At 58.3% G+C, this 19,154-nt stretch carries 19 protein-coding genes; 5 read left to right on the top strand and 14 right to left on the bottom strand.

Annotation, left to right across the window (positions count from 1 at the left end; all coding sequences use genetic code 11):
* Nucleotides 1-7: 7 nt before the first annotated feature.
* The 3 genes from minE to minC form a co-directional block, all read right to left on the bottom strand.
* Complete coding sequence (minE, locus tag ACP3TY_RS16670; RefSeq protein ID WP_003223146.1) at nucleotides 8-262, bottom strand: cell division topological specificity factor MinE; 255 nt, start codon at nucleotides 260-262, stop codon at nucleotides 8-10.
* A complete protein-coding gene (gene minD, locus ACP3TY_RS16665) occupies nucleotides 262-1,074 on the bottom strand; it encodes a septum site-determining protein MinD (RefSeq protein WP_007913953.1) in 813 nt (270 codons plus the stop codon). The genes minE and minD overlap by 1 nt, the downstream gene beginning before the upstream one ends.
* Before the next feature lie 169 nt (nucleotides 1,075-1,243).
* Nucleotides 1,244-1,981, bottom strand: a complete 738-nt coding sequence (gene minC, locus ACP3TY_RS16660) for a septum site-determining protein MinC (protein WP_159814898.1) — start codon at nucleotides 1,979-1,981, stop codon at nucleotides 1,244-1,246.
* Between the two features lie 117 nt (nucleotides 1,982-2,098).
* Here minC and ACP3TY_RS16655 point away from each other — a divergent pair, with 117 nt between their 5' ends.
* Nucleotides 2,099-3,031: a lipid A biosynthesis lauroyl acyltransferase gene (locus ACP3TY_RS16655; protein WP_426618014.1), complete on the top strand. Its 933-nt coding sequence runs from the start codon at nucleotides 2,099-2,101 to the stop codon at nucleotides 3,029-3,031.
* A gap of 35 nt (nucleotides 3,032-3,066) precedes the next feature.
* Nucleotides 3,067-4,239 carry a patatin-like phospholipase family protein gene (locus tag ACP3TY_RS16650; RefSeq protein ID WP_426618013.1) on the top strand — a complete coding sequence of 391 codons (1,173 nt, stop codon included), beginning with the start codon at nucleotides 3,067-3,069 and terminating at the stop codon, nucleotides 4,237-4,239.
* A 161-nt stretch (nucleotides 4,240-4,400) separates the two neighbouring features.
* Here the strand turns inward: ACP3TY_RS16650 and ACP3TY_RS16645 are convergent, their stop codons facing one another.
* The 8 genes from ACP3TY_RS16645 to puuE all read right to left on the bottom strand — a co-directional run bounded on the left by ACP3TY_RS16645 (nucleotide 4,401) and on the right by puuE (nucleotide 12,642).
* Nucleotides 4,401-5,186, bottom strand: coding sequence for an outer membrane protein OmpK (locus tag ACP3TY_RS16645; RefSeq protein ID WP_053118646.1), 786 nt, complete (start codon nucleotides 5,184-5,186; stop codon nucleotides 4,401-4,403).
* A 374-nt stretch (nucleotides 5,187-5,560) separates the two neighbouring features.
* Entirely contained in the window at nucleotides 5,561-6,346 is a 786-nt protein-coding gene (locus tag ACP3TY_RS16640) for an outer membrane protein OmpK (protein WP_053118648.1), read from the bottom strand.
* A gap of 165 nt (nucleotides 6,347-6,511) precedes the next feature.
* Complete coding sequence (locus ACP3TY_RS16635) at nucleotides 6,512-7,870, bottom strand: nucleobase:cation symporter-2 family protein (RefSeq protein ID WP_053118650.1); 1,359 nt, start codon at nucleotides 7,868-7,870, stop codon at nucleotides 6,512-6,514.
* Nucleotides 7,871-8,037: 167 nt separating this feature from the next.
* Nucleotides 8,038-9,345 (bottom strand): urate hydroxylase PuuD, encoded by a 1,308-nt coding sequence (locus tag ACP3TY_RS16630; protein ID WP_053118652.1) that lies wholly within the window; start codon nucleotides 9,343-9,345, stop codon nucleotides 8,038-8,040.
* A 51-nt stretch (nucleotides 9,346-9,396) separates the two neighbouring features.
* Entirely contained in the window at nucleotides 9,397-9,900 is a 504-nt protein-coding gene (locus tag ACP3TY_RS16625) for an ureidoglycolate lyase (RefSeq protein ID WP_053118654.1), read from the bottom strand.
* A 217-nt stretch (nucleotides 9,901-10,117) separates the two neighbouring features.
* Complete coding sequence (gene alc / locus ACP3TY_RS16620) at nucleotides 10,118-11,113, bottom strand: allantoicase (RefSeq protein ID WP_053118656.1); 996 nt, start codon at nucleotides 11,111-11,113, stop codon at nucleotides 10,118-10,120.
* Nucleotides 11,114-11,203: 90 nt separating this feature from the next.
* Nucleotides 11,204-11,719: a 2-oxo-4-hydroxy-4-carboxy-5-ureidoimidazoline decarboxylase gene (gene uraD / locus ACP3TY_RS16615; protein ID WP_122594936.1), complete on the bottom strand. Its 516-nt coding sequence runs from the start codon at nucleotides 11,717-11,719 to the stop codon at nucleotides 11,204-11,206.
* Nucleotides 11,716-12,642, bottom strand: coding sequence for an allantoinase PuuE (gene puuE, locus ACP3TY_RS16610; RefSeq protein WP_034151757.1), 927 nt, complete (start codon nucleotides 12,640-12,642; stop codon nucleotides 11,716-11,718). The genes uraD and puuE overlap by 4 nt, the downstream gene beginning before the upstream one ends.
* A 443-nt stretch (nucleotides 12,643-13,085) precedes the next feature.
* Between puuE and uraH the strand changes: the two genes are divergently transcribed.
* Nucleotides 13,086-13,439, top strand: coding sequence for a hydroxyisourate hydrolase (gene uraH / locus ACP3TY_RS16605; protein WP_008031462.1), 354 nt, complete (start codon nucleotides 13,086-13,088; stop codon nucleotides 13,437-13,439).
* Nucleotides 13,440-13,847: 408 nt separating this feature from the next.
* Entirely contained in the window at nucleotides 13,848-14,843 is a 996-nt protein-coding gene (locus ACP3TY_RS16600) for an IS110 family transposase (RefSeq protein WP_426617800.1), read from the top strand.
* Between the two features lie 119 nt (nucleotides 14,844-14,962).
* Here the strand turns inward: ACP3TY_RS16600 and ACP3TY_RS16595 are convergent, their stop codons facing one another.
* From ACP3TY_RS16595 to ACP3TY_RS16585, 3 genes are all read right to left on the bottom strand, one after another.
* Complete coding sequence (locus tag ACP3TY_RS16595; protein WP_008080903.1) at nucleotides 14,963-15,589, bottom strand: LysE family translocator; 627 nt, start codon at nucleotides 15,587-15,589, stop codon at nucleotides 14,963-14,965.
* 89 nt (nucleotides 15,590-15,678) lie between these two features.
* Nucleotides 15,679-17,028 carry an NCS2 family permease gene (locus tag ACP3TY_RS16590; protein ID WP_159815647.1) on the bottom strand — a complete coding sequence of 450 codons (1,350 nt, stop codon included), beginning with the start codon at nucleotides 17,026-17,028 and terminating at the stop codon, nucleotides 15,679-15,681.
* A 289-nt stretch (nucleotides 17,029-17,317) separates the two neighbouring features.
* Nucleotides 17,318-17,764, bottom strand: a complete 447-nt coding sequence (locus tag ACP3TY_RS16585) for a MarR family winged helix-turn-helix transcriptional regulator (protein ID WP_159815646.1) — start codon at nucleotides 17,762-17,764, stop codon at nucleotides 17,318-17,320.
* Between the two features lie 82 nt (nucleotides 17,765-17,846).
* Between ACP3TY_RS16585 and ACP3TY_RS16580 the strand changes: the two genes are divergently transcribed.
* The gene (locus ACP3TY_RS16580) at nucleotides 17,847-19,013 is read left to right on the top strand and encodes a PLP-dependent aminotransferase family protein (protein ID WP_426618012.1); all 1,167 of its coding nucleotides are present in this window, start codon (nucleotides 17,847-17,849) and stop codon (nucleotides 19,011-19,013) included.
* The last annotated feature ends 141 nt before the right edge of the window (nucleotides 19,014-19,154 follow it).

Raw genomic sequence — 19,154 nt, 5'->3', positions numbered from 1 at the left:
GATCGACTCAGCGATCGGGCAGGGTGATGTTGAGTTCCAGAATCGAGCAACTGCCCTGGCTTTCCAGTGCAACATGTACGTCGTCGTTGCCGATGTTGACGTACTTGCGGATCACGTCGACCAGTTCCTTCTGCAAGGCTGGCAAGTAATCCGGCGTGCTGCGCTGGCCGCGCTCATGCGCCACGATGATCTGTAGACGCTCTTTCGCTACCGAGGCGGTACTTGGCTTTTTGTTGGCACGAAAGAAGTCAAAAAGGTTCATTACCTACCTCCAAACAGGCGCTCGAAGAATCCCTTCTTCTCGACATCGAGGAAACGGTGGGCTTTTTCTTTGCCCAGCAAACGGTCGACGGTATCGCTGTAAGCCTGACCGGCATCGCTCTGGTCGTCGAGAATCACCGGCACGCCCTGGTTGGATGCCTTGAGCACCGCCTGGGATTCCGGGATCACGCCGAGCAGGGTGACCGAGAGGATTTCCTTGACGTCTTCAACGCCCAGCATCTCGCCCTTTTCCACACGCTCTGGATGGTAGCGAGTGATCAGCAGGTGTTCCTTGATCGGGTCTTCGCCACGTTCGGCGCGACGCGATTTGCTCGCCAGCAGGCCGAGCATGCGGTCCGAATCTCGTACCGAGGACACTTCCGGGTTGGTCACGACGATCGCTTCATCAGCGAAGTACATGGCCAGGTGCGCGCCTTTTTCGATGCCCGCCGGGGAGTCGCAGACGACGAACTCAAATTGTTCCTTGAGCTCCATCAGGACTTTTTCCACGCCTTCGACGGTCAGCGCGTCTTTGTCGCGGGTCTGGCTGGCGGCCAGCACGTAGAGGTTTTCCAGGCGCTTGTCTTTGATCAGCGCCTGTTGCAGGTTGGCTTCGCCATTGACCACGTTGACGAAGTCATACACCACGCGGCGCTCGCAACCCATGATCAAGTCAAGGTTACGCAGGCCCACGTCGAAGTCGACGATCACTGTTTTGTGGCCGCGCAGAGCGAGGCCGGTACCGATAGCGGCGCTGGTGGTGGTCTTACCCACACCACCCTTGCCGGATGTAACCACGAGAATCTTGGCCAAGGTGTTTCACCCCTAAGGAAGAAGGACTTTTTAGCCCCTGAAAAACATCTCTTGAAAACTACTGCAGTCGGACAGCCTTGGCTGGAATTTGGCTTTAGGCCTTTTTCCTACTTCGTTTGAGCCGTTTTCGCTACGTTTTAGAGATGCTTGGAAAATGCGGCAGTATCCGTTAAAGCCGAATGATGTTCAACACGTCGCCCGACAGGCTGACCTGTACGCCCGAGCCCCACATTGGGTCGCGGCGCAAATCTTCGGAAACCTTGTAATGACCGGCGATGGAGATCAGTTCAGCGCTCAATTGCTGACAGAAAATCCGTGCCTTGGTGTCACCCTTCACGCCGGCCAGCGCACGGCCACGCATTGGGCCGTATACATGGATGTTGCCATCGGCAAGAAGTTCCGCCCCCGGACTGACCGAGGAGACCACGACCAAATCGCCACCCTGCGCGTATATCTGTTGGCCACCACGTACTGGCGTGGTGATGACGCGAGTCTGTTTGACGGTCGGTTCTGGCGGCTTTTCCGGCTTCTTTTTGACTTCGGCTTCTGGCATGTCCAGCGGGCGTTCACGGGCACCGGACGGCGGCAGCACCGGAATGTCGATGGCGATGGCGGCGGCGATGTCTTCGATGCGGCTGGCGCGAATCGCCAGGGTGCGCAGGCCATGTTGACGGCACACGCGCATCAAACCTGGCAGGTCGACCGCGCCTTCGCTCGGCGGCAGTTTGTCCAGGGCCAGAACCAGCGGCGCGTTGCTGAAGAAATTCGGCGCCTGCGCAACTTTGGCGGCCAATTGCCGATCGAGGCTGTCGAGGTCGTTACGGGCCAGTTCCAGCACGGTAATGGCCAGCATGCTGCCCTTTAGCTGGAACACGGGATCTTGGTTTAACGGTTCGGTTTTGCTCATGTCGGCATACAACGGCTTGTCACTAAAAGTGCCGAGACTTATAACGAGAACGCCCGCAGGCCGCAAGCCGGGTCGAACGATGTAGAATGCGCGGCCACTGTATTTACGGAAGCTTTAATGGATCGCCCGCGTTTTCGAAAAGCATTTCTTGCTCCACGCTTCTGGCCGCTCTGGTGCGGCTTGGGGCTTTTGTGGCTGATCGTGCAGCTGCCGTATGCGGCGTTGCTGACCATCGGTCGATTTTTGGGTGCGTTGATGTATCGCTTCGCCGGCGACCGGCGGCGCATCGCCAAGCGCAATCTTGAACTGTGCTTCCCGGAAAAATCCGCGGCGGAGCGCAAACGCCTGCTCAAGGAAAATTTCGCCTCGACCGGCATCGCTTTTTTTGAAATGGCGATGAGCTGGTGGTGGTCGCGTGAGCGTCTGGCCAAACTGGCCCACATCGAAGGGCTGGAGCATTTGCAGAAAGCCCAGCGCGAAGGCAAAGGCGTGATCCTGATGGCGGTGCATTTCACTACGCTGGAAATCGGCGCGGCGTTGCTCGGCCAACAGCACACCATCGACGGCATGTACCGCGAACACAAAAATCCGTTGTTCGACTTCATCCAGCGTCAGGGCCGTGAGCGGCACAATCTTGATTCGCTGGCGGTGGAGCGCGACGACGTGCGCGGCATGCTCAAGCTGCTGCGTTCCGGTCGGGCGATCTGGTACGCGCCGGATCAGGACTACGGCGCTAAGCAAAGTATCTTCGTGCCGCTGTTCGGCATTCAGGCAGCGACGGTGACGGCGACGACCAAATTCGCGCGGCTGGGTAAGGCGCTGGTGGTGCCGTTCACTCAGGAGCGTCTGGCGGACGGCAGCGGGTATCGTCTGGTGGTGCATCCGCCGTTGGAAGATTTCCCCGGTGAGACCGAAGAAGCCGATTGCCTGCGCATCAACCAATGGGTTGAAGGCGTGTTGCGCGATTGCCCGGAGCAATACTTGTGGGCGCATCGGCGCTTCAAGAGCCGGCCACCGGGCGAGCCGAAGTTGTACGCCAAGCGCGGTTGATTCACCCCATCCCCTAAGCACCACGGAGTGTTGCGATGAGCCCAGCGGAACCGGTCACAGGTTTGATTCTTTCCGGCGGCGGGGCTCGGGCGGCGTATCAAGTGGGCGTGCTGGCGGCGATTGCCGAATTATTGCCGGTGGGCGCGGACAATCCGTTCCCGGTGATCGTCGGCACCTCGGCCGGCGCGATCAACGCGGTCAGCCTCGCCAGCGGCGCCAGCGATTTCCGCGCGGCGATCGAACGGCTGACACTGTTCTGGCAAGGCTTTCGCAGCCATCGCGTGCTGCGCAGTGACTGGCCCGGCGTCATCCGTCAGGCCAGCCGTTTTGTCAGCCACAGCCTGCTCGGCATCGGTCGGCATTTGCCGGTGGCGCTGCTCAACAGTTCGCCGCTGCGTGAACTGCTCAATGAAAAACTGCACCTGCCCGGCATCGCCGAATCCATCGCGCGCAAGCAATTGCATGCGGTGGCGGTGACGGCGTTCGGCTACGAATCGGGGCAGGCGGTGACGTTCTATCAGGGCGGCGGCACGATTGATTCGTGGCTACGGCATCGGCGCATTGGTGTGCCGACGCAATTGTCGGTCGATCACTTGCTCGCCAGCTCGGCTATTCCGTTGCTGTTCGCGCCGGTGAAAATCGGTGATGAGTATTTCGGCGACGGCGCGGTGCGGCAATCGGCGCCGATCAGTCCGGCGTTGCACTTGGGCGCCAGTCGCGTGCTGGTGGTCGGGGTCAGCGGCAACCCGCGTGGCTTTGATCCGCAGCAGCCGCTGGAACGCACCTACACCGGGCAACAGCCGACACTTGCGCAGATCGGCGGGCACATGCTCAACAGCACGTTCATTGACAGCCTGGAGAGCGACATTGAGTTGCTGCAGCGGCTCAACCAGTTCAGTCATCTGATGCCCGCCGGCACGCCGACACGCGAGTTGGGCGTGGCGCCGGTGGAAGTGCTGGTGATTTCACCGAGTCAGCCGATCGATGAGATCGCGGCGCGGCATCGTCAGGAATTGCCGGCGGCGTTGCGCTTGTTTTTGCGTGGCCCGGGGGCGACGAAGACGAGCGGGGCGGGGGTGCTGAGTTATCTGTTGTTCGAGGCGGGGTATTGCAGCGAGTTGATTGATTTGGGGCGAAGGGATGCGTTGGCCAAGCGTGAGGAGTTGTGCCGGTTTTTGGGGATATCTGAGGCGGTGAATCCGGTCTGAGATTTGTGGTGAGGCATTCGCGAGCAGGCTCGCTCCCACATTGGAACTCGGTCGAATATGGGGAAGCTTTTAAAGCAAAAGATCGCAGCCTGCGGCAGCTCCTACATTGGAATGCGCTATCCCTGTAGGAGCTGGCGAAGCCTGCGATCTTTTGATTTTTATCAGAAGTGGAACTTCACCAGGAAGCTGGTCACGTTCTGATTGGTGGTGAACGCACGGGTGTCGTCGATCCCGTACTTGTCTTTCCAGTAGTCGTACTCAACACCAACGTACAGCTGCTTCTCGCCGAAATTCAGCGCCTTGCCCAGGTCGTATTTGACCTGTGGGTTGAAGTGCAGGTTGGCTTTGTATTCGCCACGGTTGTTTTCGTCGTTGTCGACGACCCAGTCCATGTAACCGTCGATCAGCACGTTCGAGTCGCCGACCGGGATGGTGTAGGACCAGACCGGGGTGATCTGCCAGACGTTGTCACCCGGGCGCGAGCCTTCGGTGTGGCGCTGATAGAAGTTCAGCTGGAAGTAGTCGAAGCCCGGAATGGCCAGGTCGAAGCCAGGACCGATCAGGTAGGACTCGGTGTCACCCTCGCCGAACTCGTAGGTCATCGCCAGCAGGACGTCTTTGATCGGGCCGAATTCGATCTTCTGGTCGAGTACCTTGCCCAGCGAGATGCGTGGCTGGAACTCGCCGTAGTAGGTGTTCGGGCCGTTGTTGAAGTCCTTGTCACCGTTGTAGAAGATCTTGTCGACGAACAGGAAGTTGTCCCCATACTTCCACGCATCGGCGTGCTCGAAGGTGACGGTCTGCTGGATCGCAGGGTTGACCTTGAAGTCCTTACCGTAGAGGTAGGTCAGGCTGTTGTTCTGCCACTGCAGCAGGCCATCGGCCATGGCCTGGCCGCCGGCCAACATCGATCCCGCAAGCATCAGGCTGGTGCACGTACGTTTCATTCGGTTGCTCCCAAAGTAGGTGTTCCACGTTTATTTTTTTTAAGATCGGCGCTCTGGTGTGGCGCCTTTTTTCGTTACTGCAAAAGTCATCCAATCGGTCAGCTTTGCTGGTGTTAGCAAGAGCTGGGCCAAGGCTTTTCGAAAAGCAAAAAAACGCCCGTCGGCTGCTGCAAAACAGTCGATTGAGCGTGTTTTCGGGATGCCTCGGTACTGGCCGGGGCCGGGATAAGTTGGCCCGTCGGTCAGGAATTAAATCCGGGCTTTTTTTTAGACCGAATTCATGAGGCCGCGGAGAATACTGACTCCTCGGCCAGCTCTCAAGTGCCCCGCAACAGAGCACCGACGACAGGTATGGGGCACGGTTGCGGGTCATCTTAAAAATGCACCTTCACCAGCAGGCTGGCGGTGTTCTGATTGGTGTCGAGGTTGTGGCTGCTTTCGACGCCGTATTTGTTCTTCCAGTAGCTGTATTCGGTGCCGACGTACAGCTGCTTCTGACTCCAGCCCAGGGCTTTGCCGAGGTCATATTTGATCTGCGGATTGATGTGCAGGTTGGCGTGGTAAGTGCCGCGCGAGTTCTCGTCGTTGTCGACCACCCAATCCAGATAGCCATCGATCAGCACGTCGGAATTGCCCACGGGAATGCTGTAAGACCAGCCGGGGGTGATCTGCCAGACACCGTCGCCGGGGCGCGGGCCTTCGGTCTGGCGGCGGAAGATGTTGAGGGTGACGTAGTTGAAGCCGGGCACCTTGAGGTCGAAGCCCGGGCCGATCAGGTAGGCCTCGCTTTCACCTTCGCCGTACTCGTAGGTCATCGCCAGCAGCACGTCTTTGATCGGGCCGAATTCGATCTTCTGGTCGAAGATCTTGCCGAACGAGAAGCGTGGGGTGAATTCGCCGTAAAAGGTGTGCGGGCCTTTGTTGCGGTCTTCTTCGCCGTTGTAGAAGATTTTGTCGACGAAGAGAAAGTTGTCGCCGTATTTCCACTTGTCGGCGTGCTCGAACGTGACCGTCTGCTGGATCGACGGGTTGATCGCGAAATTCTTGCCGTACAGGTAGCTGAGGCTGTTGGTTTGCCACAGCAGTAAATCGCCAGCCATGGCTTGACTCGCGGCCAGCAGGCCACCACCCAACAGCATGTTTGTCTGTGTACGAATCATCTGTTGCTCCCTCTTGTTTTTATTGTTTGAGGCGCAGAGCTGTTGCTTGCCCTTGTAGGAGCAGAGCTTGCTCGCGAAAGCGGTGGGTCATTCAACATTGATGGTGGCTGACCTGGCCTCTTCGCGAGCAAGCTCTGCTCCTACAGGGGTACATCGGTGTTGCTGTTAGTGCTGGTGTGCGTGGCAGTCGTTGATGGCCGCGCGCTCTTTGCCGCCGAGAATGTTGAACAGCAGGTTCAGCGTCAGCGCGCTGAGCGTTGCCATGGCGATGCCGCTGTGGGTAATCGGGCTCATCCACAGCGGCAGGTGCGCGAAGAACTCAGGGCGCACCACCGGGATCAGGCCCATGCCGATGCTCACCGCGACCAGCAACTGGTTGCGACGGTCACCGATGTCGGCTTCTTGCAGAATCTTGATGCCGGTCGCGGCGACCATGCCGAACATCGCAATCGCTGCGCCGCCCAATACCGCCGGTGGAATCGATGCCACCAGGAACGCCGCTTTCGGCAGCAGGCTCAGCACGATCAGCAAGCCACCGGCAACGATGGTCACCGAGCGGCAGCGCACGCCGGTCATCTGCACCAGGCCGATGTTTTGCGCGAACGAGGAGTGGGTGAAGGTGTTGAAGAACCCGGCGACAAACGAGGCGCCGGCATCACACAGCAAGCCGCGACGCAGCATCCGTGGGCAGACTTCCTGGCCGGTGATCTTGCCCAGCGCGAGGAACATCCCGGTGGATTCCACGAAGATGATCACCACCACCAGACACATCGACAGGATCGGCGCGAGTTCGAATTTCGGCATGCCGAAATGCAGCGGGGTGACGAACTGAATCCATGGCGCGTTGGCCATGCCGCTGAGGTCGACCATACCGATCACGCCGCACAGGATGTAGCCGAAGCACATACCGATCAGTACGGAAATGTTGACCCAGAAACCGCGCATGAAGCGGTGCACCAGCAGAATGGTGCCCAACACCAGGGCGGCGATGGCCAGATAAATCGGTGAACCGAATTGCGTAGCGCCTGCACCGCCGCCAGCCCAATTTACGGCGACGGGGAACAGCGACAAACCGATCGAGGTGATGACCGTGCCGGTCACCAGAGGCGGGAAGAAGCGTACGACCTTGGACATGAATGGCGCGATGATCATGCCGAAGAAACCGGCGGCGATCGTTGCGCCGAAGATGCCTTGCAGGCCGATACCGGGCATGCCGGCCATGGCGACCATGCTGCCGACAGCGGCAAAACTGGCGCCCATCATCACCGGCATGCGAATGCCCATCGGGCCGATGCCCATGGATTGCACGATGGTGGCGACACCGGCGACCAGCAGGTCGGCGTTGATCAGGAAGGCAATTTCTTCACGACTCAGGCCAGCGGCCTGTCCAATGATCAGCGGCACCGCGATGGCACCACCGTACATCAGCAGAACATGTTGCAAACCGACCAGGATCAGTTGCAAAAGGGGCAATCGCTGAATGGCGGGTGCGTCGGGGATGCGCGCTTTGGACAGCTCGGACATGCAACACCTCAGATCTTTTTATTCTTGTGATTGAACAGCTGCCGGGTTGCTCGCAGCTGTTTCTTTGCATCAGGTAAAACCGCGTTGCGGCTATTCGCGGGCAAGCCTTGCTCCTACAGGATTCAGGTGATCCTGGTAGGAGCAAGGCTTGCCCGCGAAGCTTTTGCTTAGTTGGTCTGGGCTCCCTGCACAATCCAGGCGCCGATCAGGTCACGTTCCTGCTGGGTCATCTGTGTGATGTTGCCCAGTGGCATGATCTGACTGGTGACCGCTTGTGCCTGAATCCGCGCCGCGTTCTGGCGGATCTGCTCAGGGGTGTCGAACATCACACCCGCTGGCGCTGCGCTGAACAACGGACTGGTCGGCTTGGCCGAGTGGCAAACCGCGCAGCGTTCTTGAATCACGCTGTGCACTTTGTCAAAGCCAGGGCCGGCGTTGGAGGCTTGTGCCGGTGCAGCAGGTTCGGCAGGAGCTGCCGGTGCCGCTTCAGCCGGTTTCGCGCCACCACCCAAAGCCGTTTCCGGCAGCGGTTGGTACTCGATTTTTGCTGGAGCCTTGGCCACTTCCGGAGCGGTCGACATCGGCGTTGGGCCGGTGACGTACGCCAGCGTGATCATGCCTACCGCTGCAACCGGCAGAGTCCAGGCAAACTTGTGGCTGTCGTGACGGGTGTTGAAGTAGTGACGCACCAACACCGCCAACACCGCGATCCCGGCCAGGATCAACCAGTTGTACTGGCTGCCATAGGTGCTCGGGAAGTGGTTGCTGATCATGATGAACAGCACCGGCAGGGTGAAGTAGTTGTTGTGACGCGAACGCAGCAAGCCTTTGGCCGGCAGTGCCGGATCCGGCGTGCGGTTCTCGGCAATCGCCGCCACCAGTGCGCGTTGCGCCGGCATGATGATGCGGAACACGTTACCGACCATGATGGTGCCGATGATCGCGCCAACGTGCAGGTACGCACCACGACCGCTGAACACTTTGCTGAAGCCATACGCCGCGCCGATGATCAGCACGAACAGAATGAAGCCGAGCAGAGCAGGGCGTTTGCCCAAGGCCGAGTCGCACAGGAAGGAGTAGATGAACCAGCCGAGGAACAGCGAGCCGATACCGATGGCCACGCCTTCAGGGCCGCTCAGTGTGCTGCCCGGAGCCAGCAGGTAGAGCGTCGGATTGGAGTAGAACACCACGCACAGCAGCGCGATACCCGACATCCAGGTGAAGTAGGCTTCCCATTTGAACCAGTGCAGGTTCTCCGGCATCGACGGCGGGGCCAGTTTGTATTTTTCGAGGTGATAGATACCACCACCGTGGATCGCCCACAGGTCACCGGCCAGACCGGTTTTCGGGTTGACGCGGTTGAGGTTGTTCTCCAGCCAGACGAAGTAGAACGACGCGCCGATCCAGGCCACGCCAGTAATCATGTGAACCCAGCGCACGCTCAGGTTCAGCCATTCCAACAGATGTGCTTCCACAGTCTTTACCTCTCGCCTGTCACTCTTGTTGTCGAGTGATCAGACCTTCTCTTATTGGTGGGGGGCGAGGAACAGACGCTCTTCCTCTTTGAAAAAATGCTCATCGCAGTTATTGCCTGTGCCACTGCGATCAACCACCAGGAAGTCATCCCGCTTTTCGATCGTCAGCACCGGATGGTGCCAAACGCCGCGATGGTAATTAATGCCCTGCCTGCCGTTGGTGACGAAGGCGCGGACCAAGCCTGATACAGGTTCATCGCCAACTGGCGCGACCACGATCAGAAAGGGGTTGCCGAGCAGCGGTATGAAAGCCTGGCTGCCCAGCGGATGGCGTTCCAGCATGCAAACGGTCAGCGGCATGTCCTGCGCGTCGGCGCGGAAGATGCTGATGATCGCGTTGTCCTCAGGCTGAGCGGTTTCGACCGTCGCCAGTTTATGGAAGCGCATGGTCGAACCGTTGTTGATCATGAAGTGATCGCTGCCGTCGGTTTCGATCACGTCACCGAAAGGGGCGAAGGCTTCTTTGGTCAGCGGTTCAATCGTTAGTGTGCGCATGCTGTTCTTCTTATCCGAATTCGTTATCGATTCACTGCATTTCCCTGTAGGAGCTGGCGAAGCCTGCGATCTTTTGACTTTGTTTTTAAGATCAAAAGATCGCAGCCTGCGGCAGCTCCTACAGGTGTTGCTTTTGCTTTTGTAGGAGCTTGGCTTGCCAGCGAAGGCGATCTTACGAACGCCTTCGCGAGCAAGCTTTGCTCCTACAGGCTCAGCATTACTTCGCGACCTTGCCGAGAACGCGCAGGCGGCTCACACCACCGTCCGGGAACACGTTCAGGCGGATGTGGGTGATCGGGCCCAGTGCTTTGATCTGCTCGACGAAGGTGTGCTCGGCGTGCATTTCCAGCTTCTGGCTTGGCAGCAGATCGCGCCAGAACAGCGACTGGGTTTCGATCTGGCTGTCAGTACCACCTTTCACGAACGCGCCCTGGATCGAGCAAGTGTCCGGGTAGTTGCCTTTGAAGTGCAGGGTGTCGACGACGATTTTCTCGATCTCGCCCGGGTGACCCAGCGCGACGATGACCCAGTCATTGCCCGGCGTACGACGACGTGCAGTTTCCCAGCCGTCGCCCATGTTGATGCCACGGCCCGGGTTGAGGATGTTGCTCATGCGGCCGAAGTGTTCGTCGGAGCAGGCGAGGGCGCGGCCACCGTTGAGGGCTGCTGCCAGATCGACTTGCTCGTTGTCGCCAACGGCCGACCAGTCGCGATGCGGCACACCGTACACGCGCAGACGGGCAACACCGCCGTCCGGGTAGATGTTGAAGCGCAGGTGGCTGAACGCTTGGTCGTTGCTGATTTCGTGGTAGTGGTGGCTGTTGCCCTGCAGCTCGACAGCCGACAGCACTTCAGTCCACTGAGTGTTGTCATCAGGCTCGCCCGAGGCCAGGAAGCACGCTTCCAGCGAGGCCGATGGCGGGAAGTTGCCGGTGAAGAATGAAGTGTCGATGTCCACGCCTTTGATCGAGCCCGGTACGCCCAGACGGATCACTGCGCTGTCGAAGCCTTCGAAGCGCTTGCGGCGCGATTCCCAGCCGTCCATCCACTTGCCGTTGTCATCGAACACGCCCTCCTTCCATACGGCCGGGGTCGGTTGGAACAGACGATTGGCGTCTGCGAACCAGTCATCGGTGACCGAGATGATTTTGGTGCCCAGACGGGCATCGGCCAGGTTGACGAACTTCTCGAAAGGTACGGCGTAAGCTTTCATTCTTCTTGTCTGCCTTTAAATAAGTGGCTGGGGATGCTTGCAGGGCCCTGGGAAACACAAGCGTTCTAGAGGTTTCTCGGGCCAGGCTCGCTATAGGGTCAGTAAACGGAACAGGGCAATCTTGTTGATCTCCGCCAGCGCACATTTGAACTCGGTGTCTTGCGAGTTGTGAATGCGCGTTTCGAACGCCGCGAGGATCTGATGCCGGTTGCTGCCTTTTACCGCCATGATGAAGGGAAACTTGAACTTGGCTTTGTAGGCGTCGTTCAGCTCGGTGAAGCGCTGGAACTCTTCGGCCGTGCATTGGTGAATACCGGCGCCAGCTTGTTCATTGGTGCTGGCTTCGGTCAGTTGGCCCTGGACGGCCGCTTTGCCGGCCAGGTCCGGGTGAGCGTTGATCAGTGCCAGCTGACTGGCGTGATCGGCGCTCAACAGGATGTCGCTCATGCGCTGGTGCAGGGTTTCGATCTCGTCGATCGAAGCGTCCGCGCCCAGGTCGTAGGCCTTCTCGGCCACCCATGGCGAATGTTCGTAGATGTCGGCGAAAGCTTTGACGAAAGCGTCGCGGCTCAGGGTCGACGGTTGCAGGGTTTGAAAGCGGCTCATTTGGCGGCCCCTTGGTACGGCTGGGTTTCGTGCCAGTGACGCGCGATGTCGACGCGACGGCTGAACCACACCTGTTCATGACTTTTGGCGTATTCGATAAAGCGTTTGAGCGAAGCGATGCGACCCGGACGGCCGATGAGGCGGCAGTGCAGACCGATCGAGAGCATTTTCGGTGCTTCAGCGCCTTCGGCGTAGAGCACGTCGAACGCGTCTTTAAGGTATTCGAAGAAGTCGTCACCCTTGTTGAAACCCTGCACTTGCGTGAAGCGCATGTCGTTGGTGTCGAGGGTGTACGGGATCACCAGATGCGGCTTGCCGGTCGGGTTGTTCGGTTCCCAGTAGGGCAGGTCATCGTCGTAGGTGTCGCAGTCGTAGAGGAAACCGCCTTCTTCCATCACCAGACGACGGGTGTTCGGGCCAGTGCGGCCGGTGTACCAGCCCAGTGGGCGCTCGCCGGTGATTTCGGTGAGGATGCGGATCGCTTCGAGCATGTGCTCGCGTTCCTGCGCTTCGTCCATGTACTGATAGTCGATCCAGCGATAGCCGTGGCTGCAGATCTCGTGGCCGGCATCGACCATCGCGCGGATCACATCCGGGTGGCGCTGAGCGGCCATGGCCACGGCGAAGATGGTCAACGGAATGTCGAATTCCTTGAACAGTTTCAGGATCCGCCAGACGCCGGCACGGCTGCCATACTCGTAAAGCGATTCCATGCTCATGTTGCGCGCGCCTTGCAGCGGCTGAGCAGCAACCATTTCGGACAGGAAGGCTTCGGATTCTTTGTCGCCGTGCAGAATGTTGCGCTCGCCGCCTTCTTCGTAATTGAGCACGAAGGACAGGGCGATGCGGGCATTGCCCGGCCAGTGTGGGTGAGGAGGGTTACTGCCGTAACCGATCAGGTCGCGTGGGTAGTCAGCGCTCACTGCAGTCTTCCTTCTTATTCATGACTTGTTCAAAGTCGGGATTTTGTGGCGGCCTGGCGGTGAGTGAACAGGCTGGCGTCACAGCGATGGGCTGATTGTATACAACTTTAATCGCAATTTGTAAGCCTGAATTTTCGCATTTTTCACCGACTGTCATCTTTTACTGCTATTGGCGTGAGCCTGCAAGAAACCTGCCTGACCCGTCAGCTTATGGATAGGAGGTTCAATGAATAGGCGCGTTGCTGGCAGATCAAGGGGAAACGCCCGAATGGCGGGGGTGATGTGAAAAATGTCGTTTTTATTGTGTACAATTTTTTTGAAAAGTGTCTTAATCAATCGCTCGCCGCAGCTTTTCGTGCTCCGAATCGGTGCGGTCTCCTTTTTAACTGACTTCGGGAGGCGCGAAGTCTGACTGCTTCCACGCAGGCAGGCGCGCAGAATCAATGGGACGTTTGACTACACACGTTTTGGACGCTGCACACGGTTGCCCGGGCAGTTCGATCAAGGTCGAGCTGTACCGCGTTGAAGGTTCGCAACTGGAATTGGTCGCCAGTGCGATTACCAACAGCGATGGCCGGGTCGATGCACCGCTGCTGCAAGGCGATGATTATCGTACCGGCGTTTATCAGGTTCAGTTCCACGCGGGCGATTACTACCGCGCCCGTGGTGTTCAGTTGCCGGAACCGGCCTTTCTGGACGTGGTTGTGCTGCGCTTCGGCATCTCTGCCGAACAGGATCACTACCATGTTCCGTTGCTGATTTCGCCGTACAGCTATTCCACGTACCGGGGCAGCTGACCCCCAAGCAGCTGCCCCCACCGGGAAGCGACTGCGCATATAGCTTCTTTGGTCTTTCGCCCGCCCACACTGCGGGCTTTTTTTCGTCCTTGAGAAAGTGGTGTCTGGTCTGACGCCTTCGCGAGCAAGCTTTGCTCCTTGTATGTTGCCCTCACACCAGTCAATTGAGATCTAGGCTCACTGGTGCGGACATACGAAGATGTTTTTCTGGGGGAGACCGATCGCTCCTAAAGGCAGGACTTGCTCCTGACCTTGTCTGTAGAGAGGTCCCCCCGCCTCATTGCCCACCACGAAGAGTATCGAGAAGCCGACGAGTCGGACTTCGCATTACAAGGTTGCAGTGGCATGAAGTTCGAGGTCAGGGGAACCAGGAAGCATTTTTAACCCAGTTCACTCGGAGTTGAAAGCATGAGCATGCATGTCGGTTTGGATGTGGGGTCTCGCACGACCGCCATGGGTTGGCGTAACGACGGTCGTTTTGCAGGCGCCTGCAACATCGACCAAACACCCGCAGGGCGTAAGGCGGCGATCAACAAGTTGCTCGAACTCAAGCCTTTATCCGTGGTGATGGAAGCCACCGGCATCTATTACCTGGATTTGGCCATGGAGCTCGCTGCGGCGGGTTTGCCCGTTTCGGTTATCAATCCGAAGAGCTTTCATAACTTCGCCAAGCTGATGCTGAAAAACAGCAAAACCGATGCAATCGATGCCCAATTGCTAGCTGAATACGGCGAGCGCATGAGCCCAAGATTGTGGACTCCACCTACAGCCATACAGCTGGAGTTGCGGGCTATCGGAAGGCATATCAATCGTCTGACATGTCATCGCACCCGAGCCAAGAACGAGCTGCATGCGCTGAAGGCTACTCAAACAACCCTGACGATGTTGATTGAAGACGAAGAAGAAGCCATTGAGGCCTTCGACAAGCGAATCGAGCGTTTCAGGCTCGCAGGCCGGGCACTGATCGACAATTGCCCGACGTTAAGCGCCCAGTTCGGGCACATGATCGCAGCGCCGGGGATGGGCGAAATTTCAGTATTTGCGGCACTGGCTGAATTGACGACCTTGCCGGTGACGCTTAAATCCGCGCAGGTCAGCCGACATGCAGGACTCGATGTGCGGCTTACGCAATCAGGTACCAGCATCGATAAACCTGGGCGGATAAGTAAGGGCGGAAACGCCTACCTACGCTCAGCGATGTATATGCCAGCGCTGACCGCCATTCGTTGCGACAGCAACGTGAAAGCCTTTTACGAAGCGCTGATCGGGCGAGGAAAGAGAAAGATGCAGGCGATCGTCGCCGTCATGCGCAAATACCTGACCGGTCTGTGGGCTTGCATGCAAGCCGGAGAAGATTTCGATACGGCCAAGCTTTTTAGCGCAAAAGACCTCGCAAAAGCTTGACCGTAAACAGAGTATCTACAGGTTTTGCGTCCGCGTTGGCAATCGTGTGCGTCATCAAAACCGATCTGACGCACACAATAGCTGTAGGAGCAAAGCTTGCTCGCGATGCTTTTTTGCTGTTAGCGGCTCAACAGGGATGCTGCGCCAGCACCACTGAACAACCCGGCACTGATCCGGTTAAACCAGCTCTGCCCCTTACCGCTACGCAAATACCGCGCCGCCCCATGCGCACCCAGCCCGTAAGCCAGTTTGCAGCACAGATCAAGCACCACCCAGGTGGCAATCATGATCAGCAACTGCGGCAGGAACGGTTGCTGCGCGCTGAGGAACTGCGGCAGAAACGCGGCGAAGAACAGGATGTCCTTCGGATTGCTCGCGCCCAGCACAAACGCGCGCCCGAACAAGGTGCGAAAGCGCGGAGTCGGTGCAGCCTGAGGTACTTCTGCGCCTACCGAGGGCTGACGCGATTGCTGCCAGCTCTGCCAGGCGAGGTAGAACAGATACAGCGCACCGACGATTTTCAGCGCACTGAACAATTGCTCCGACGCCAACAGCAGGGCGCCCAACCCCAAAGCCGAAGCACTGAGCAAACAGATCGACGCAATCACGCCACCCAAAAACGCCGGGTAAGAACGGCGCAAACCGTAATTCAGACTGTTGCTGATCATCAGCAATGACAGTGGCCCCGGAATCAGGATCACCACCAACGCAGCGCCGCTGAACAGCAGCCAGGTTTCCAGACTCATCACTTTCCTCCTTTTTTGTTGTACTGAAAAATGCACAAAAGCCCCACCCGTGAGGGTGAGGCCGTTTTGAAGCCTGAACCGCGTAGCGCTTACAGGAAGATGAACTTGGCGATGAAGATCGCGCAGAGCACCCACAGGCTCACGGAGATTTCCTTGTACTTGCCGGTACCGGCCTTCAGCGCCACGTAGGTGATGAAGCCCAGTGCGATACCGTCGGCGACCGAGAAGGTTAGCGGCATCATGATGGCGGTGACGATTGCCGGGATGGCATCGGTGGCTTCGTCCCACTCGATGTGGGCCATGCCGCCCATCATCAGCATTGCTACGTAGATCAATGCACCGGCGGTGGCGTAAGCGGGAATCATGCCGGCCAGCGGTGCGAAAAACATTGCCGCTATAAATAGCACACCTACGGTCACTGCGGTAAGACCAGTCCGACCACCAGCGGCCACACCGGCAGCACTTTCTACGTAGCTTGTTACTGGAGGAACACCGACCACCGCACCGAATACGCTGGAAGCACTGTCGGCTTTCATCGCGCGGGAGAGGTTTTCGATGCGACCGTCAGCGCCGACCAGATTGGCGCGCTGAGCAACGCCCATCAGCGTACCGGCGGTGTCGAACATGTGTACAAAGAGGAAGGCCAACACCACGCTGATCATGCTGACGTTAAACACGCCGGCCACGTTCATCGCCATAAAGGTCGGCGCCAGGCTTGGCGGCGTCGACATGATCCCTTCGTAATGCACGATGCCCAGACCCCAACCGGCGAGGGTCACGGTGATGATGCTGATGAGGATCGCGCCGAAGATTTTGTGGTAGCTGAGGATCGCAATCATCAGGAAGCAGATGGCGGCGAGCAGCGGGCCAGGTTCACGCAGGGAACCGAGCTTGATCAGGGTCGCCGGGCTGTCGACGACAATGCCAGCGGTTTTCAGGCCGATCAGACCGAGGAACAGACCGACACCGGCACCCATCGCAAAGCGCAGGCTGACCGGAATACTGTTGAGCAGCCACTCACGGATCCGCGAGAAGGTCAGGATCATGAACAACACGCCGGAAACAAACACCGCACCCAGCGCGGTTTCCCAGTTGTAGCCCATGGTGCCGACCACGGTGTACGTGAAGAACGCGTTGAGGCCCATGCCCGGCGCCAGGCCGACTGGCCAGTTGGCGTACAGGCCCATCAACAGGCAGCCCAGCGCGGCGGCGATACAGGTGGCGACGAACGCCGCACCGTGGTCAATCCCGGCATCGGCCATGATGTTCGGGTTGACGAAGATGATGTAGGCCATGGTGATGAAGGTTGTCAGACCGGCAATCAGCTCGGTCTTCACCGTGGTGCCATGCAAGCTGAGTTTGAACAAGCGCTCCAGCAGGCCAGTGCGTAATGGCGGCGAGAGATCCAGCGTCGATGCTTCGGATTTGCGGCTTTCCACAGCGAGTACTCCTCAAGAGTTTTATTGTTATTTCCAGGGCCGGACCCATGAGGGGTGGCAGCGGCCCTTTGAGGCACTTGCGAATTTGTTGACCATGCGGTCAGGAACTCGCACGCTGTGGATTATGCTTTTGTGTACAAATAAAGCAAATATTGTTTTTGGTTTTGTTTACGAAAGTTCCATTGATAGGGATATATCGCCTTTGAGGGCCCCTTCGCGAGCAAGCTTTGCTCCTACAAGGCAACTCAAACCGTAGGAGCAAAGCTTGCCCGCGAAGAGGCCGGCCCATTCAATCGAGAACTGTCTGACTGTTCCCCAGCGCCAGATTCACCGCCAACCACCCATTCACCGCCGCCTCCCCAGCCTCGGCAAACACCCGCTCCAGCAACTTCACCTGCTCACGCCGCAACGCCTGCTCAAACTTCGCGCCTTCCGTCGTCAATTCCAGCAGCCGTTTACGCTTGTCCGCCTCCGACGCCACGCTGTCGACCAGGTGCATTTCCTGCAACTGCCGCAACGGCATGTTCAGCGCCTGCTTGCTCACGCCGAGCAAGCCAAGCAATTCCTTCACGCTCAGATTCGGATAACGCGCGATGAAAAACACGATGCGCTGATGCACCCGCGACAACCCGCGGCGCTCGAGCATTTCGTCAGCCTTGGCAGTGAACGCCTGATAGCCGAAGAAAAACGCTTCCATCGCCTGCTGCTGGCTCGTTGGGTTTTTAAGGTCAAGCATGTTGACGTACTCGCTCAAGCTGTCGTAATTTCAGTCAACCAGTTTGACTCATTTTAAACCACCCTCGCTACCGGTGACCTCCATGGCTTTTTCCGAACGTGTCTCGCGCCTTAAAAGTTCTTTGATCCGTGAAATTCTCGCCGCCGCCCAGCGCCCGGAAGTGATGTCGTTTGCTGGAGGTTTGCCCGCCGAAGCCATGCTGCCGAAAGTCGAATGGGCGGACATGCCGCTGGCGCTCGGCCAATACGGCATGAGCGAAGGCGAACCGGCATTACGCGAAGCACTGGCAGCCGAGGCGAGGGCGCTCGGTCTAGAATGCGAGGCGAGTCAGGTATTGGTGGTCAGCGGCTCCCAGCAAACCCTCGATCTGGCGGCCAAGCTGTACATCGACAAAGGCACGGAAATTCTGCTCGAAGCGCCGACCTATCTGGCCGCACTGCAAATCTTCCAGTTGTTCGGCGCCGATTGCCTGACCGTGCCGCAAGAGTCCGACGGCCCGAACCTGGTGCAATTGCGCAATCGACTGGAGCAGCATCGTCCGGCGTTCATCTACCTGATCCCGACTTTTCAGAATCCATCAGCCGTGCGCTACAGCGAAGCCAAACGCGCAGCAGTCGCCGCATTGCTTGATGAATTCGGCGTGACCTTGATCGAAGACGAGCCCTACCGCGAACTGACCTTCGACGGCGGCAGCGCCAAACCGATTGCCGGACGCTTGCAGAAATCCAGCTGGATCTACACCGGCACCGTGTCGAAAACCCTGCTGCCGGGTTTGCGCGTTGGCTACTTGATCGCCAGCCCGGATCTGTTTCCGCACCTGCTTAAACTCAAGCAATCGGCGGATCTGCACACCAACCGCATCGGCCAATGGCAGGCGCTGCAATGGATCGGCACAGAGAAATATCAGCAGCATTTGAGTGAGTTGCGTGGGTTCTATCGCCAGCGACGCGATGCGTTCCAATCGGCACTGGAAACGCACTTTGCCGATTTGGCAGATTGGAACATGCCACAGGGCGGGCTGTTTTTCTGGCTGACGTTGAAGCAACCGCTGGATACGCGAACGCTATTGAATGAGGCGTTGGCCAATGATGTGGCGTTTATGCCGGGCGAGCCGTTCTTCCCGGAGCCGGATAATCATCATGGGCACTTGCGTTTGAATTTCAGCCATATTGATCCGGCGCGGCTGGATGAAGGGTTGAAGCGGCTGGCTGCGGTGGTTCGGCAGGCCCAGATAAATAAAGCGGCGTGATAAAAACAAATAAACCGGCTCAAGGGCCGGTTTATTTTTGTCTGGGGTTTGTGGTGGCTGAGAGGGCCTCTTCGCGAGCAGGCTCACTCCTACAATTGGAATGCGTTCCCCTGTAGGAGTGAGCCTGCTCGCGATAGGGTC

Origin of the sequence: Pseudomonas rustica (genome assembly GCF_049959085.1) — a bacterium.
Classification (GTDB): domain Bacteria; phylum Pseudomonadota; class Gammaproteobacteria; order Pseudomonadales; family Pseudomonadaceae; genus Aquipseudomonas; species Aquipseudomonas rustica.
Note: the sequence above shows the minus strand (reverse complement) of the source record. Positions and strands in the feature narration are given on the sequence as shown.

Coding starts and splice junctions, on each gene's coding strand:
- minE (WP_003223146.1), bottom strand. CDS start 262: ATGAACCTTTTTGACTTCTTTCGTGCCAACAAAAAGCCAAGTACCGCC.
- ACP3TY_RS16645 (WP_053118646.1), bottom strand. CDS start 5,186: ATGAAACGTACGTGCACCAGCCTGATGCTTGCGGGATCGATGTTGGCC.
- ACP3TY_RS16585 (WP_159815646.1), bottom strand. CDS start 17,764: ATGCTTGACCTTAAAAACCCAACGAGCCAGCAGCAGGCGATGGAAGCG.
- ACP3TY_RS16580 (WP_426618012.1), top strand. CDS start 17,847: ATGGCTTTTTCCGAACGTGTCTCGCGCCTTAAAAGTTCTTTGATCCGT.
- minC (WP_159814898.1), bottom strand. CDS start 1,981: ATGAGCAAAACCGAACCGTTAAACCAAGATCCCGTGTTCCAGCTAAAG.
- ACP3TY_RS16650 (WP_426618013.1), top strand. CDS start 3,067: ATGAGCCCAGCGGAACCGGTCACAGGTTTGATTCTTTCCGGCGGCGGG.
- alc (WP_053118656.1), bottom strand. CDS start 11,113: ATGAAAGCTTACGCCGTACCTTTCGAGAAGTTCGTCAACCTGGCCGAT.
- uraH (WP_008031462.1), top strand. CDS start 13,086: ATGGGACGTTTGACTACACACGTTTTGGACGCTGCACACGGTTGCCCG.
- ACP3TY_RS16655 (WP_426618014.1), top strand. CDS start 2,099: ATGGATCGCCCGCGTTTTCGAAAAGCATTTCTTGCTCCACGCTTCTGG.
- ACP3TY_RS16635 (WP_053118650.1), bottom strand. CDS start 7,870: ATGTCCGAGCTGTCCAAAGCGCGCATCCCCGACGCACCCGCCATTCAG.
- ACP3TY_RS16595 (WP_008080903.1), bottom strand. CDS start 15,589: ATGAGTCTGGAAACCTGGCTGCTGTTCAGCGGCGCTGCGTTGGTGGTG.
- ACP3TY_RS16625 (WP_053118654.1), bottom strand. CDS start 9,900: ATGCGCACACTAACGATTGAACCGCTGACCAAAGAAGCCTTCGCCCCT.
- ACP3TY_RS16600 (WP_426617800.1), top strand. CDS start 13,848: ATGAGCATGCATGTCGGTTTGGATGTGGGGTCTCGCACGACCGCCATG.
- ACP3TY_RS16640 (WP_053118648.1), bottom strand. CDS start 6,346: ATGATTCGTACACAGACAAACATGCTGTTGGGTGGTGGCCTGCTGGCC.
- uraD (WP_122594936.1), bottom strand. CDS start 11,719: ATGAGCCGCTTTCAAACCCTGCAACCGTCGACCCTGAGCCGCGACGCT.